This is a genomic window from Lonsdalea britannica, from assembly GCF_003515985.1.
In the GTDB taxonomy this organism is placed as follows: domain Bacteria; phylum Pseudomonadota; class Gammaproteobacteria; order Enterobacterales; family Enterobacteriaceae; genus Lonsdalea; species Lonsdalea britannica.
In genome coordinates this window covers 1,627,957-1,641,123 of sequence record NZ_CP023009.1, presented here as the reverse complement: position 1 = coordinate 1,641,123, position 13,167 = coordinate 1,627,957, and the positions used below count along the sequence as shown (strand labels likewise).

Annotated in this window: 12 protein-coding genes and 1 tRNA gene; 6 read left to right on the top strand and 7 right to left on the bottom strand. The window is 53.9% G+C overall.

Annotation, left to right across the window (positions count from 1 at the left end):
- Nucleotides 1-13: 13 nt before the first annotated feature.
- The 4 genes from ubiC to CKQ53_RS07680 all read right to left on the bottom strand — a co-directional run bounded on the left by ubiC (nucleotide 14) and on the right by CKQ53_RS07680 (nucleotide 4,070).
- Nucleotides 14-535, bottom strand: a complete 522-nt coding sequence (ubiC, locus tag CKQ53_RS07695; RefSeq protein WP_094118239.1) for a chorismate lyase — start codon at nucleotides 533-535, stop codon at nucleotides 14-16.
- An 874-nt stretch (nucleotides 536-1,409) separates the two neighbouring features.
- Nucleotides 1,410-3,053: a chaperonin GroEL gene (gene groL / locus CKQ53_RS07690; RefSeq protein ID WP_085653474.1), complete on the bottom strand. Its 1,644-nt coding sequence runs from the start codon at nucleotides 3,051-3,053 to the stop codon at nucleotides 1,410-1,412.
- A 45-nt stretch (nucleotides 3,054-3,098) separates the two neighbouring features.
- Nucleotides 3,099-3,392: a co-chaperone GroES gene (locus CKQ53_RS07685; RefSeq protein WP_026739589.1), complete on the bottom strand. Its 294-nt coding sequence runs from the start codon at nucleotides 3,390-3,392 to the stop codon at nucleotides 3,099-3,101.
- A gap of 207 nt (nucleotides 3,393-3,599) precedes the next feature.
- The gene (locus CKQ53_RS07680; RefSeq protein WP_085653475.1) at nucleotides 3,600-4,070 is read right to left on the bottom strand and encodes an FxsA family protein; all 471 of its coding nucleotides are present in this window, start codon (nucleotides 4,068-4,070) and stop codon (nucleotides 3,600-3,602) included.
- A gap of 426 nt (nucleotides 4,071-4,496) precedes the next feature.
- Between CKQ53_RS07680 and aspA the strand changes: the two genes are divergently transcribed.
- The 6 genes from aspA to CKQ53_RS07650 all read left to right on the top strand — a co-directional run bounded on the left by aspA (nucleotide 4,497) and on the right by CKQ53_RS07650 (nucleotide 10,327).
- Nucleotides 4,497-5,936, top strand: a complete 1,440-nt coding sequence (gene aspA, locus CKQ53_RS07675) for an aspartate ammonia-lyase (protein WP_085653476.1) — start codon at nucleotides 4,497-4,499, stop codon at nucleotides 5,934-5,936.
- 162 nt (nucleotides 5,937-6,098) lie between these two features.
- Nucleotides 6,099-6,431 carry a divalent cation tolerance protein CutA gene (gene cutA / locus CKQ53_RS07670; RefSeq protein ID WP_094118238.1) on the top strand — a complete coding sequence of 111 codons (333 nt, stop codon included), beginning with the start codon at nucleotides 6,099-6,101 and terminating at the stop codon, nucleotides 6,429-6,431.
- Nucleotides 6,407-8,110 (top strand): protein-disulfide reductase DsbD, encoded by a 1,704-nt coding sequence (locus tag CKQ53_RS07665; protein WP_094118237.1) that lies wholly within the window; start codon nucleotides 6,407-6,409, stop codon nucleotides 8,108-8,110. The genes cutA and CKQ53_RS07665 overlap by 25 nt, the downstream gene beginning before the upstream one ends.
- Before the next feature lie 25 nt (nucleotides 8,111-8,135).
- Entirely contained in the window at nucleotides 8,136-8,711 is a 576-nt protein-coding gene (dicD, locus tag CKQ53_RS07660; protein WP_085653479.1) for a division control transcriptional repressor DicD, read from the top strand.
- Between the two features lie 117 nt (nucleotides 8,712-8,828).
- Nucleotides 8,829-8,904 (top strand) — tRNA-Phe (locus tag CKQ53_RS07655).
- A gap of 163 nt (nucleotides 8,905-9,067) precedes the next feature.
- Nucleotides 9,068-10,327 carry a tyrosine-type recombinase/integrase gene (locus CKQ53_RS07650; RefSeq protein WP_094118236.1) on the top strand — a complete coding sequence of 420 codons (1,260 nt, stop codon included), beginning with the start codon at nucleotides 9,068-9,070 and terminating at the stop codon, nucleotides 10,325-10,327.
- Nucleotides 10,328-10,622: 295 nt separating this feature from the next.
- Here CKQ53_RS07650 and CKQ53_RS07645 read toward each other — a convergent pair whose 3' ends face one another.
- From CKQ53_RS07645 to CKQ53_RS07630, 3 genes are all read right to left on the bottom strand, one after another.
- Nucleotides 10,623-11,504, bottom strand: a complete 882-nt coding sequence (locus tag CKQ53_RS07645; protein ID WP_094118235.1) for an integrase domain-containing protein — start codon at nucleotides 11,502-11,504, stop codon at nucleotides 10,623-10,625.
- Between the two features lie 772 nt (nucleotides 11,505-12,276).
- Nucleotides 12,277-12,498 carry a helix-turn-helix domain-containing protein gene (locus CKQ53_RS07635; protein ID WP_094118234.1) on the bottom strand — a complete coding sequence of 74 codons (222 nt, stop codon included), beginning with the start codon at nucleotides 12,496-12,498 and terminating at the stop codon, nucleotides 12,277-12,279.
- On the bottom strand, nucleotides 12,495-12,956 hold the full coding sequence (locus tag CKQ53_RS07630; RefSeq protein WP_094118233.1) for a hypothetical protein: 462 nt from the start codon (nucleotides 12,954-12,956) through the stop codon (nucleotides 12,495-12,497). The genes CKQ53_RS07635 and CKQ53_RS07630 overlap by 4 nt, the downstream gene beginning before the upstream one ends.
- Between the last annotated feature and the right edge of the window lie 211 nt (nucleotides 12,957-13,167).

The following is a 13,167-nucleotide window of genomic DNA, read 5'->3' as shown; positions in this document are numbered from 1 at the left end:
CATCGTCTCCTCTCTACCGTTCAGCATCAGAACTGAGCGGAGAATAAATAGGGGCATCAGGCAAAAAAATCTCTGTCAGTAATAACGGGTGACCCGCCAACCGTAACCGTGAGCGGCGAGCCCACAGATCGCCACGACGACCCGGGTTGATAAAGTCACGCTCTGGCGTCCCAGCTTGAAACAAATATCGCCCAAGCGGAGCACTTCCGATGCGTGCCAACGCGAGGTTGGACATCTGCAGCGTGCGCTCAGGGATCACCGTACGACCGAATAACCAGGGCCTGCCGTCGCCGTACAGCGTCACTTCCCGCAGCCAGAAGCGGTCACTGACCGGCAACAGAGGTAACGCCTCCCCTGAGTCCGAAGGCGAGATAAAACCTTCATGGGTGACTTCCACATCAAGACGCTGGCAATGCGTTTCCAAGCGAGTGGTCATTGAATCTCGATGGCCAAGCCAATCGGCGACGGCGGCGGGGACATCGGCGAACTCGCACCATGTCACCGGGCGCAGGAGATCTACAGTCTCATCAGTCATCGTTCCCTCCTCGCCTCGGGTTTAGTAAATAAAGTAAACGATTTCCATTGTAGCGTAGAATAGCGCACTGATAATCCGTTCTGCCCTTGCGGTGCATGATCTGCATGATTTTCATACTTTCTTTACGCCCAAAACACGCTTGAAGACAATAACCGGTTTTCGAGCCACATAGAGTCAGGATAACGAGTTCATGCCTGCCACACATCTAAATTTCATCATATTTCAATGCAATGACACCAGAATGTATTCACGCGTCACCGCCCGTTGAATGCGCTATTAATACAATAAAAATCCAGCTATTAATAGGGCGGCTTATTTTCACTTTTCGCGATTAGAACAGCTTGCGATGAAAAAGGCTAATTGTCTGATTGTAGAGATAAAAAACCATACAATCATAATGGATAATCCCTCTCCTTAGGAAATAGACTTCAGTGCGTCAGATGCCAAAAAAACAAACCCCATCTCTTTAAAGGTTTCTCTGTATTATTCATAAACCCCCATCGCGGGTTTATTTCGCACCGAGGATTGCGCTCAAAATACAATTAACTTTGTCATTGATAAGCGACGTTTTTTGTTCGCGACATCCACGACGTTCCTTTTATTTTCCCTCTCTATATGAAGGGTATTTAATCGTCCATTTCTTTGCTCAAAAATTAAGGTCCCGCCAATATCCTGTCATAACCGACGCAGCGCATGGCGTCGGCTCAAGGTGAACGACAACGCAAGTAAAATGCATCGCCGCAAGACATAAAAAAACGACCGGTCAATGTTGACCCGGTCGTTTTTTATCGGCTATCAAGGCCTGGGGGAAACCTGCGGCGTGAAGCACGCTGTCAGTCTGCCCCCGAGCTGATGATACGATGCTTAACGCATCTTACATCATGCCGCCCATACCGCCCATGCCGCCCATACCTGCAGCGCCTAAGTCCGCTTTATCTTCTTTCGGCAGATCAGTCACCATACATTCGGTGGTGATCATCAGGCCAGCAACAGAAGAAGCGTACTGCAGAGCAGAACGAGTCACTTTGGTCGGATCCAGGATACCCATGTCGATCATGTTGCCGTACTGTTCGCTCGCGGCGTTGTAACCGTAGTTACCTTCGCCCGCTTTCACGTTGTTGGCAACAACAGACGGCTCTTCACCGGCGTTGGCGACGATCTGACGCAGCGGGGATTCCATCGCGCGCAGCGCAACACGGATACCCACGTTCTGATCTTCGTTTTCGCCAGTCAGAGAACGGATGGCGTTAGCCACGCGAACCAGCGCAACACCACCACCGGCAACCACGCCTTCTTCAACCGCAGCACGAGTTGCGTGCAGGGCATCTTCAACGCGCGCTTTTTTCTCTTTCATTTCAACTTCGGTAGCCGCACCGACTTTGATAACGGCAACGCCGCCAGCCAGTTTCGCTACGCGTTCCTGCAGTTTTTCACGATCGTAGTCAGAGGTCGCTTCTTCGATCTGCTGACGAATCTGAGAAACACGGCCCTGAATGGTCGCTTCTTCACCCAGACCATCAATCACAGTGGTGGTGTCTTTGGTGATGACAACGCGCTTAGCCTGACCCAGATCTTCCAGGGTCGCTTTTTCCAGTTCCAGACCGATTTCTTCAGAGATCACGGTACCAGAGGTCAGCGTCGCGATATCCTGCAGCATCGCTTTACGACGGTCGCCGAAGCCCGGTGCTTTCACAGCCGCGACTTTCACGATACCGCGCATGGTGTTCACAACCAGAGTCGCCAGGGCTTCGCCTTCAACGTCTTCAGCGATGATCAGCAGCGGTTTGCCGGCTTTAGCAACGGCTTCCAGTACCGGCAGCAGTTCGCGGATGTTGGAGATCTTTTTGTCAGCCAGCAGGATGTAAGGACTTTCCAGCTCAACAGAACCGGTTTCCGGCTTGTTGATGAAGTAAGGAGACAGGTAACCACGGTCGAACTGCATACCTTCAACAACGTCCAGTTCGTCCTGCAGGCCAGTGCCTTCTTCAACGGTGATCACGCCTTCTTTACCCACTTTTTCCATGGCTTCAGCAATCAGCTTGCCCACGGTGTCGTCGGAGTTGGCGGAGATGGTACCTACCTGAGCAATGGCTTTGGAGTCAGAGCAAGGCACAGACAGTTTTTTCAATTCTTCGACCGCGGCGATAACGGCTTTGTCGATCCCGCGTTTCAGATCCATCGGGTTCATACCCGCGGCAACGGCTTTCAGACCTTCGTTGACGATGGACTGCGCCAGTACGGTAGCGGTAGTGGTACCGTCACCGGCAGCGTCGTTCGCTTTGGAAGCCACTTCTTTGACCATCTGCGCACCCATGTTTTCGAACTTGTCTTCCAGTTCGATTTCGCGGGCGACGGACACGCCGTCTTTGGTGATGGTCGGCGCGCCGAAGGATTTATCCAGCACTACGTTACGACCTTTCGGCCCCAGAGTGACTTTCACTGCATCTGCCAGTACGTTCACGCCGCGAAGCATTTTGACTCGTGCGTCGTTACCGAAAATTACGTCTTTAGCTGCCATTGGTTGTTTCCCTTAAATTCGTTCAGTTCAGAGGATTACGCGCGATTAGGCTTCAACGATTGCCAGAATGTCGCCTTCGGACATGATCAGGACTTCATCGTTGTCGATTTTTTCTGTCTTCACGCCGTAACCATCATTGAAAATAACGATATCGCCAACTTTCACATCCAGCGGTTTAACTTCACCGTTTTCCAGGATACGCCCATGACCCACAGCCAGGACTTCGCCACGGGTGGATTTACCCGCTGCAGAACCGGTCAGAACGATGCCGCCAGCAGATTTTGATTCAACTTCTTTGCGCTTGACGATAACGCGGTCATGCAATGGACGAATTTTCATTGATAGCTCTCCTTTGAGAAAGTCCATGTCAGTTTAGGTAACATGCCGGATACGCTTTTATATCCGACCTTGTGGAAAAGTAAGTGGGGACGTTTCGACGGGCTTCAAGGGAGGAAGGCAAAATTTTTTCGCTTTGTTCGCGCTTTTTCACACCCCTCGAAAAAAAACGCAGCAGATCAGATAGCTAATAAAAAAAGACCGCCTGAATCAGCGGTCGTCATTTTCATCATGTTTCTCAAGTCGTTCAGGGCGTTGATCCTTACGTTGATATTCACCCTCGAAGACATCGCCCTGCGATCCTGCCGGACCCGAGCGCGAGCGCCAAAGATGCAAATGCGGCATCAGTTTCAACGTCAGATGTTTTTGCAGCGCCGGCAGCAACAGCAGCAGGCCAAGAAAGTCGGTGAAGAACCCCGGCACCAGCAGCAGAAATCCTGACATCACCAGCGAAACGCTTTTCACCATCTCTGCGGCCGGACTCTCGCCCGCTTCGATTTTCCGCTGCATCTGAACAAAGGTTCTGACTCCCTGATTACGGACCAGCGAAACGCCGAGGCAGGAAGTCAACACCACCAGCAGCAACGTGATAGCGATACCCAGCACGTGGGCGACCTGAATGAAAATGAAGATTTCAATGTAGGCCAACAGGAAAATCAGTATTAAAGGTATCCAGCGCACCCAGTGCTCCTGTAATTGATATTTAACGTATTGATAAAAAGTATATTCCTAAAACTTGCGCTCGTAATATGCTATTGACGCAGTCATAAGCGGCTTTCTGTAAGAGCATTCAACGCGCCCGTCATTTCGTTACAATACTGTTGAGATGGTAGCTCATACGCTATTTTTCAACCTACGTACGTGGTTTTTTTTGGCTGCTATCGTTTTTCAGCTATAGTCACGCCGAGTGACTATTCATTACGATTCACTCAGGAGACAGACAATGGAATGCCCAGATGTGATCAAGGCGACTATTTCACGCACAGGTTAAGAATATAATAGTGGAATACCCGTTAATAGCGGTCAAATGCACCACCCCTCTTGGGAAAATACCTTACGATAAGCTGTACAAACGCTAACTTATAGAAGAGTAAGAGAAGGCTCTTTATGTCAGACAATATCCGTATTGAAGAAGATCTGTTAGGCAGCCGAGAAGTACCCGCCGATGCTTATTACGGCATCCATACCCTTCGCGCTATTGAAAACTTTTACATCAGCAATCAGAAAATCAGCGACGTCCCGGATTTCGTTCGCGGCATGGTGATGGTCAAAAAGGCCGCCGCTATGGCTAACCGAGAGCTCCAAACCATTCCACGTAAAATCGCCGACGTGATCATTCGCGCCTGCGACGAAGTACTCAACAACGGTAAATGTTTAGACCAATTCCCGGTGGATGTCTTTCAGGGCGGCGCAGGCACCTCGTTGAATATGAACACCAACGAAGTCCTGGCCAATATCGGTCTTGAACTCATGGGGCACCAAAAGGGCGAGTACCAATACCTCAACCCCAACGATCACGTTAATAAATGCCAGTCGACCAACGATGCCTATCCCACCGGTTTTCGTATCGCCGTTTACAACGCGATCCTGAAGCTGATTGATGCCAATACGCATCTGGGCGAAGGGTTCGAGCGTAAGGCCAAAGAGTTTGAAAACATCCTGAAAATGGGACGGACTCAACTGCAAGACGCCGTGCCAATGAGCCTGGGCCAGGAGTTCCACGCCTTCAACATTCTGCTGCAGGAAGAGAACAAAAACCTGCTGCGCACCGCTGAACTGCTGCTGGAGGTAAACCTGGGCGCAACGGCGATCGGCACGCGGCTGAATACGCCGGACGGCTACCAGCAACTGGCCGTGCAAAAGCTGTCCGAGGTGAGTCACCTGCCCTGCGTTTCCGCAGAAGATCTGATTGAAGCGACATCCGACTGCGGCGCTTATGTGATGGTGCACAGCGCGCTCAAACGTCTGGCGGTCAAGCTGTCGAAAATATGTAACGATCTGCGTTTGCTCTCTTCAGGCCCGCGCGCGGGGCTCAATGAGATCAACCTGCCTCAGTTGCAGGCCGGGTCATCCATCATGCCCGCGAAGGTCAATCCGGTCGTCCCCGAGGTGGTCAATCAGGTGTGCTTCAAGGTTATCGGCAACGACACCTGCGTCACAATGGCGGCCGAAGCAGGCCAGTTGCAGTTGAACGTGATGGAGCCCGTAATTGGACAGGCCATGTTCGAGTCCACCCACATTTTGACCAACGCGTGCTACAACCTGTTGGAGAAATGTGTGAACGGCATCACCGCCAACCAGTCGGTCTGTGAGTCTTACGTGTTTAACTCCATCGGCATCGTTACCTACCTGAACCCGTTTATCGGTCATCATAACGGTGATATCGTCGGTAAAATCTGCGCCGAAACCGGGAAAAGCGTACGTGAAGTCGTGTTGGAACGCGGCCTGCTGACTGAAGCAGAACTGGACGATATTTTCTCCGTACAGAACCTGATGCATCCGGCTTATAAAGCGAAACGTTACACCGACGAAAACGAACCGCAGTAACCTCCTCAGCTCCCTTCGGCGCCGAGCCATGCGTCGAAGGGAGATTTTGTGACTCTTCTCACTTCCCACAGCGTCTATTTTCGACGCGATCCGCGCTTACGCTCACGCTGGCCTCAAGGTATAGTGTGGCGATAATTTCACGTTTCCGCTGCTGAGGTCATTATGTCTGAACTCATCGCCTACGACGCCGTGGTGGTGCTGTGTACCGCCCCCGACGACGCCAGCGCCAGATCGCTAGCCGCCGCCGCGCTAGAAGCCAAATTGGCAGCCTGCGTCACAATATTGCCCGGCGCCGTTTCGCTTTATCGTTGGGAAGGGAAACTGGAGCAACAGCAGGAGATCCAGCTGATGCTGAAAAGCGACCAGGCGCATATGCAAGACCTGTTCACGTTGCTGAAACAGCAGCATCCTTACCAAACGCCGGAATTATTGGCGCTTCCGGTTCACGACGGCGATAACGATTATCTCTCATGGCTCAACGCGTCCTTACGCTGATTATCCTCTTCGGCACATTGCTTTTTACTGCCGTCGTGCCTGCCGAAAATCCTTTCGGCCGTGCGCAAACGTCGCGATTTCTGCCTGCCCCGCAGGCGTTTGTCTTCGACTTCCAGCAACAAGGGAAGCAGCTCAAGCTTCAGTGGATCATTCACCCGGGCTATTACCTGTATCGCCAGAAAATAGCGATTCACTCCGGCACCACCACGCTAACAAGCATTGAGTTTCCGGCTGCCGAACGGCATCAGGACGCGTTTTTCGGGGTGGTCGACATTTTCCGGGATCGGCTACAGCTCAATGTTCCTCTGGATGAACTCCCACAGGGCAGTACATTAACGGTCAGCTATCAGGGCTGCGCCGATGCCGGGTTCTGCTATCCGCCGGAGCAGCAAAACATCCCGCTCAACACATGGGATAGGGCCGACGAGACGACGGCCACCCCGCCGCCACTGCCGTTTTCTCCGTGGTGGGCCATAGTGATCGGTATCGGAGTCGCCTTTACGCCCTGCGTGCTGCCGATGTACCCCTTGATCTCCAGCCTGATTCTGGGCCGTCGGGAACGTCTTTCCACTCGACGCACTTTGCTCTTGGCCTTCGCGTATGTGCAGGGTATGGCACTGACTTATACGCTGCTGGGATTGGTCGTGGCGGCAGCCGGTCTGCGCTTTCAGGCGGCGCTACAGCACCCTTACGTCTTAATCGGATTGGCGTCGCTGTTCACCTTGTTGGCGCTATCCATGTTTGGCCTTTTTAGCCTGCAATTACCTTCCGCCATGCAAACGCGACTCGTTGACTGGAGCAACCGACAGGAAAGCGGTTCATTATCCGGCGTCTTTTTGATGGGCGCGCTCGCCGGTCTGATTTGCTCCCCCTGCACCACGGCGCCGCTCAGCGCGCTGCTGCTGTATATCGCCCAGAGCGGCCATATGCTTGCGGGCGGCGGTACGCTGTACCTGTATGCGCTGGGAATGGGTTTACCGCTGATTGGCGTCACCCTGTTTGGCAACCGTATCCTGCCCAAAAGCGGTCCGTGGATGAATCATATTAAAGAGGCCTGCGGTTTCGCGATGCTGGCGTTGCCGGTATTTCTACTGACGCGGCTACTCGGCGACCTCTGGGCCTGGCGGCTATGGGGCCTGCTCGGCGTCGCGTTTTTCGGTTGGGCCTTCGCCCTCAGTCTGCGCGGACGAGGTGGCTGGATACGCGGTCTTCAGGTCTTGCTGTTGCTCGGCGCGCTGGTCTCCGTACGGCCAATACAGGACTGGCTGTTCGCCTCGGCTGAGCCACAAACCGAATCGGCTTCCGACATCGCTTTTTCGCCCATCAACAATCTGGACGATCTGAACACCGCCCTTCGCAGCAGCCACGGCATCACCATGCTGGATCTCTATGCCGACTGGTGCGCCGCCTGTAAGTCGTTCGAAAAAGTCACGTTCAGCGATGTCCAAGTGCAACATCAGATGGCTCGCCTGCGGCTCCTGCAAGCCGACGTCACGGCCAATACGCCTGAACAGAACGCCCTATTGACGCAGTTGCAGGTGCTCGGCCTGCCAAGCATTCTATTTTTCGACGATTCCGGCAAAGAAATTCCGGGGTCACGCGTCACCGGTTTTATGGATGCGGCGCAGTTCCGGTCGCATTTGCAGAAACTATCTCCGTCAACGACACTTGTTGATTAACGGCCACGTACTGAGAGGAGAACACATGCAACGGGAAAAAGTACTGGAGCATGCGCTGACCTTGCTGGAACAGCATGGTTTCACCGCCATGACACGGGAAACACTGGCCGACAGTCTGCACATTTCTTTGGAGACGCTGGCGCCGTTCTGGCCCGACGATGAGGCGGTGCTGTATGACAGTCTGCGCTATCACAGTCAACAGATCGACGGCTGGCGCAGGCGACTGATGCTGGACGACTCGCGCGATGTAGAGCAAAAGCTGTTGGCGCGTTATCACGTTCTGAACGAGGCGGTTAAACAAGGGCGCTATCCGGGTTGTTTGTTCATCGCGGCCTGCAGTTTTTACCCGGACGTTCACCACCCCATTCACCAACTGGCCGAGCAGCAAAAGCAGGCGTCATACCACTATACCAAGGAGCTGCTGAGCGAATTAGACATCGACGATCCTGCGATGGTCGCACAGCAGATGGAACTGATTTTGGAAGGTTGCCTGAGCAAACTGCTGGTGAAGCGCCAAATCACCGATATTGCCGTCGCCAAACGGTTGGCGGAAGACGTATTGCGCATCGCTTGCTGCCGCCTAAACGGCGCGCTGAGTTAAGCCAGGCCGCTGATATATATCAGATAGCATGGCTTTGACTGAAAAGTCAGCAGTCAGCGCTATTTTCCCATAAAGCCGTTGACGGCGCGGAACCAATACGGTTTAATGCGCCCCGTTGCCCGGATAGCTCAGTCGGTAGAGCAGGGGATTGAAAATCCCCGTGTCCTTGGTTCGATTCCGAGTCCGGGCACCAAAATTTAGTTTCAGGATGTCCTTATGCGTCCGGGAACGTTGAAAAATCAGTAAGTTGATAAGAATCTGGAGTACCAACAGGTACTACCAGATTTTTTGACATCCGTAGTTTTTGGGGGCTTAATTGGGGGCCTGCCGGTTCGATAAACTATGGAGCCCCCACCATGCCTCTGACAGATACCGCCATCCGCAACGCCAAGCCGTTCGATAAACCTTACAAACTCAGCGACGCGCAGGGTCTGTACCTGCTGATTAAACCCAACGGTTCTAAACTCTGGCATCTCAAATACCGCTTCGGCGGCAAAGAGAAAAAGCTGGCGTTTGGCGCTTACCCCACCGTCACGCTGGCAAATGCCCGTAAGCTACGCGAGGAAGCCCGTGCGGTACTCAGTGCAGGTGCCGATCCCGGCGTAAAAAAACAGCAGGAGAAGCAGGCGAGAAAAAACGGCAATACCTTTGAAGAGATCGCCCGCAAGTGGGTGGCGGGTAATACCCGTTGGACTGAAGCCCATGCCGCCAAAGCCCTGCGCTCGCTGGAACTGCACGTCTTTCCGCTGATCGGTAAATTCCTCGTTACCGACCTGAAAACGGCCGATCTGCTAATCCCGCTGCGGGTGGCGGAGAGAAAAGGCAATCTGGAAACCGCCGCGCGGATACAGCAGCGCACCACGGCGATCATGCGCTATGCGGTACAGGAAGGACTCATCGCCAGCAACCCCGCCAACGATCTGGCCGGAGCCATTGCGCCGCCGCCAAAAAACCACTACCCCGCCCTACCGCTGGAGAAGCTGCCGGAGATGTTGGAACGGATCGAAGGCTATTCCGGCAGATTACTAACCTGTCTGGCGGTGCAGCTTAACCTGCTGATCTTTATTCGCTCCAGCGAGCTACGCTTTGCCCGCTGGACGGAGATCGATCTGGATGGCGCAATGTGGACCATCCCCGCGCAACGTGAACCCATTCCGGGCGTGCGTTATTCAGAGCGCGGCGCGAAGATGAAAACACCGCATCTGGTGCCGCTGTCAACACAGACGGTAACTGTACTGAAGCAGCTAAAACTGCTGTCCGGTAGCAGTGAGTTGCTGTTTCCCGGCGACCACGATCCGCGCAAACCGATGAGCGAAAACACCATCAACAAGGCGCTGCGCACGATGGGCTATGACACGCAGGTGGACGTTTGCGGTCATGGTTTCCGCACGATGGCCTGTAGCGCGTTGATTGAATCAGGCCGCTGGTCAAAAGATGCAGTGGAGCGGCAGATGAGCCATCAGGAGCGTAACCACGTTCGCGCCGCCTATATCCACAAGGCGGAGCACCTCGACGAACGCACGCAGATGATGCAATGGTGGTCGGACTATCTCGACGCCTGCCGGCAGAAATTCATCCCGGCTTACCGTTTTGAGAGGCATATTCAGGTTGCCTGAACCCGCGACTGATTGACGCCGAAAAGCAGATCTCTGCGCCAGCGGATCTGCTTTTTTATTTGCACCAACACTGGGGCCTATCACAGCCCTCATTCACTGACGCCGGTAAAATCGCAGGACTGCACCAGATTCCCCGTCGAACGAACATCGAACTGCGCCAATCACGGCCTTTTCAGCCCTTTGGCCCTTTCCGGTTTGGCGCTGTTACCCTTAGCATCCTTTACCCTTTAGCCCTTTTTCCTTTTGGCTGACGCAATGATCGAACATTCATCAACGGCTGCACCAGCACGGAAACTCACTCCTCTCCCCGCCGTCCGTAAACCTGCGCCACATAACGCCCGCGCCCGTCGCCGTGGCCTAAATCCATCGCGACCAATGCCAGAGCCTCTTTTTCACTGAATCTCTGCGCCAGGTAATGGCGAATGGCATCCTTCGCCCAGGCGTAGCGCAATGAATGCGGGGAATATGCGCCGGTCAAGCCGATACGCGAAGCCTGACCGTGCCAGTACTTCATCGCGCTTTTCAGATCGGGTTTATCAATCAGCCTGCCGTTGCGTTGTTCCGCCACAGCCAACGCATTTTCCAGCGCTTTTCTGACTGCGCCAGCATCCAAAATCACCGTCTCGCGGGGCCGCCCACCTTTGGTGCCGAACACCACGGTCAGCCGGGATTCACCGCGTTCCAGCGCCTGTTTCCACGTCCTAAGCGATTGCGCGCACTGCACTGCTTCCTGTGAACGCAGGCCCATCAACTTTGAAAGTTCCAGCGCCGCCGCCATCCCGGCGTCTTTTGCGCGAGCGATTTCCAGCACCTGCCAATAATACTCCGCCGTAATCGCCCGCCGGGTGCCGTTGCGGGATGCGCCGGACAAGCCGAGCGATTTATTGGACAGCCGTTCACTGGCTGCTAACCGATCACGCCCGGCCTGCTTCAACAGACAGCGGATCGCCGCCATCTCGTTTTGCAGGCTACGTTTCGTTATGCCCTGATCCAGTCGTTCCCGAACGTAATTCTCAATATGCCGCGCTTTCAGTTGCTCCACCCGGCGGATCTGTACATTCTGTTCCAGCAAGCGCTCACAAAATCGCTGCGCCAGCGCCATGCGATCGTGGACAGTTTTATGACTGCCACCCGCCTGCCGCGCCAGCATTTTCATTTCCTGCTCCAGAAAACTCATCTTCTCTTCCCCCTTTCATGATTGCCGCAACTCCAAAATCTGATACAACTTTTCCCCGGCGCGTAGGCCGATAGCCCTGAATGATGGGTCGGGCTGCGAACGATACCTGAGCGCCGGGGCGGCAGCCGTTGAGGTGTTGTGGGGCTTCGGTTGTGCTCTCTGAGCAGCCGCCCGCTTGCGCGGGTTATCCCCCAGATCGTCCTGATCCCCCTCCGGTATCGGTTCACGTTCTCCTGTGAGTGAAAGTGGGTGGAATCACGGTGTCGGAATCCCGCCGTGCGTTGGCGCAGCTAAATTGTCTGGTGCAGTGAAAGGGCGTTGGTGCGTCACTTTCCCGCGTTGCGCGGTTAAAGTGACGCACTGGACTGGCACAGTGATTAAAAATTGAAATTCTGGTGCAGGATTGCGGTCACGCGGCAGCAAAGCCGCTGTCTTTGCAGGCCGCGGCCCGTCACGTTTATAGACTGGTGTAGAGAGTGAAGGATGACCTCAACCGTCTGTTAGACGGTCTGGCAGTTTACAAAGGTAGCCGCCATAAGGGACGACCATCCTGATTCATCAGGCGCTTCTCTCAGGTCGTGAAGCATTTTGTGCAGGTGAAAACTTACACCCGTGGCAACAAGGCAGAAAGAGAAAACTGTTTTTTGCTTTTACACAGTTGTTTATTGATTTTTTGATCACTTCATGAATAACAAGCTGCCACGCTTCGCTTGCCTTCTCCCGTCCTGTTATCTGCGTTCGCCGATAACAGGACGGGAGAGATTGTTTTACTTTAGTGCTCCTCTGGCTTGCGGTAACGGGAAGGCCAGATTTCCGCAGGCGCAACACCCAACGCTTCCGCAATCAGCCGTTCTCCCTTGGGCCAGTGTTTTGTCAGCGCATTCGCCAGCGTGGAAGAGGCCAGCCCCGCGTTACGCGAAACCGCCGCCATCGACGTTCCCCGCTTTTTCAGCGCCGCAATAATATCGGCGGAATGCCAGTCCTGTTGATTCATACCGCCTCCTCATTAATACATTTCACACCATCCGCTGTACGTATCCAGCGCGGGGCTTTCAGTTCAGCGGCAAAGTAATCAACCAGTTCCGCCAGAAGCCAACGCAATTGTTCTTCCGCTTGTGGTGGAAACATCCGGCAAAGCAGAAGCTGAGTCAGGGTAAAACAGTAATCGCAAAGCGTATCCGCATCGGGGGCAAAACGGGGAGAATTTGTGGGCAAGGTATCAACGGTTAGGCTGTCTATCAGGTGAGGCGGAATGGGATCGCTTAGGCCCGGTTTCAGCAGCGCAAGACCGGCGGCGAACCGACCGCAGAGAGCCATCTTCAGTACAGGATCGTAGCTTTCCGCCTGAGTATCTGCGCACTTTTCACAATGATCGGCCAGTACGGTGAAATCTGTATCGGCATTAAAAGGGTGGGAAAGTAACGGATGAGTTTGATCGAGGGTTGTAGCCATAGGGCAGCCTCCAGTATGTGATGTTTAAACCATCACCGAAGAGACCAATCTTACTGGTGGTGGACTGAACGGAGTTGGTCTTACCGGCCATACTGGAACCGGCGCACCTTGCGGTGCCCCCGCCCAGCCCACCATAATTCGGCATAGCTAAGCATTACGACATAAAAAAAGACGCAAGGCGCGTCATATGTCGCCAGTATGGTATTCGGGA

Excerpts from the sequence above, each read along its gene's own strand:
- groL (WP_085653474.1), bottom strand. The coding sequence starts at position 3,053 with ATGGCAGCTAAAGACGTAATTTTCGGTAACGACGCACGAGTCAAAATG.
- dicD (WP_085653479.1), top strand. The coding sequence starts at position 8,136 with ATGCAACGGGAAAAAGTACTGGAGCATGCGCTGACCTTGCTGGAACAG.
- cutA (WP_094118238.1), top strand. The coding sequence starts at position 6,099 with ATGTCTGAACTCATCGCCTACGACGCCGTGGTGGTGCTGTGTACCGCC.
- aspA (WP_085653476.1), top strand. The coding sequence starts at position 4,497 with ATGTCAGACAATATCCGTATTGAAGAAGATCTGTTAGGCAGCCGAGAA.
- CKQ53_RS07635 (WP_094118234.1), bottom strand. The coding sequence starts at position 12,498 with ATGAATCAACAGGACTGGCATTCCGCCGATATTATTGCGGCGCTGAAA.
- CKQ53_RS07665 (WP_094118237.1), top strand. The coding sequence starts at position 6,407 with ATGGCTCAACGCGTCCTTACGCTGATTATCCTCTTCGGCACATTGCTT.
- CKQ53_RS07630 (WP_094118233.1), bottom strand. The coding sequence starts at position 12,956 with ATGGCTACAACCCTCGATCAAACTCATCCGTTACTTTCCCACCCTTTT.
- CKQ53_RS07650 (WP_094118236.1), top strand. The coding sequence starts at position 9,068 with ATGCCTCTGACAGATACCGCCATCCGCAACGCCAAGCCGTTCGATAAA.
- ubiC (WP_094118239.1), bottom strand. The coding sequence starts at position 535 with ATGACTGATGAGACTGTAGATCTCCTGCGCCCGGTGACATGGTGCGAG.
- CKQ53_RS07645 (WP_094118235.1), bottom strand. The coding sequence starts at position 11,504 with ATGAGTTTTCTGGAGCAGGAAATGAAAATGCTGGCGCGGCAGGCGGGT.
- CKQ53_RS07685 (WP_026739589.1), bottom strand. The coding sequence starts at position 3,392 with ATGAAAATTCGTCCATTGCATGACCGCGTTATCGTCAAGCGCAAAGAA.